Consider the following 656-nt stretch of genomic DNA (forward strand, 5'->3'; position numbering starts at 1 on the left):
GCTCTGCGCCACCTTCTTCCAGGGCGTGACGCTGGGCGCCTACATCGAAGGCATCCCGGTGGTCGACCGCGTCTACCAGGGCGGGCCGTGGGACTGGATCAGCCCGTTCTCGCTGTTCACCGGCGAGGGCCTGGTGGTGGCGTATGCGCTGCTGGGCTGCACCTGGCTCATCATGAAGACCGAGGGCCGTCTGCATCGCCACATGTGCGCGCTGGCGCGGCCGCTGACGCTGGCGCTGCTGGCGGTGATCGCCGCGCTCAGCGTGTGGACGCCGCTGGCGCAGCCGCATATCGCCCAGCGCTGGTTCAGCCTGCCCAACATGTTCTGGTTCCTGCCGGTGCCGCTGCTGGTGGCGGCCGCCGGCATCGACCTGATGCGCCGCGTGCGCGGCGCGCCCGCCGCGGGACCGTTCGTGCTGGCGCTGTGCCTGGTGTTCCTGGGCTACAGCGGCCTGGGCATCAGCATCTGGCCGGCCGTGATCCCGCCCGACGTGTCGATCTGGACCGCGGCCGCGCCGCCGCAGAGCCTGGGCTTCGCCCTGGTCGGCGCGCTCGCCATCATTCCGATTATCCTGATGTACACCGCCTGGTCCTATTACGTGTTCCGCGGCAAGGTGCGCACCGGCGAGGCCTTTCACTGATGGCCGCGCCGACCTC

At 70.3% G+C, this 656-nt stretch carries 1 protein-coding gene; it reads left to right on the plus strand.

Annotated elements, in window-relative coordinates:
- The coding region (locus DNK89_RS23485) for a cytochrome d ubiquinol oxidase subunit II (RefSeq protein WP_203422518.1) at positions 1-640 on the plus strand (640 nt) is incomplete at its 5' end.
- Between the last annotated feature and the right edge of the window lie 16 nt (positions 641-656).

The sequence above is a fragment of the Acidovorax sp. ST3 genome, from assembly GCF_003231145.1.
Lineage (GTDB): Bacteria > Pseudomonadota > Gammaproteobacteria > Burkholderiales > Burkholderiaceae_C > Acidovorax.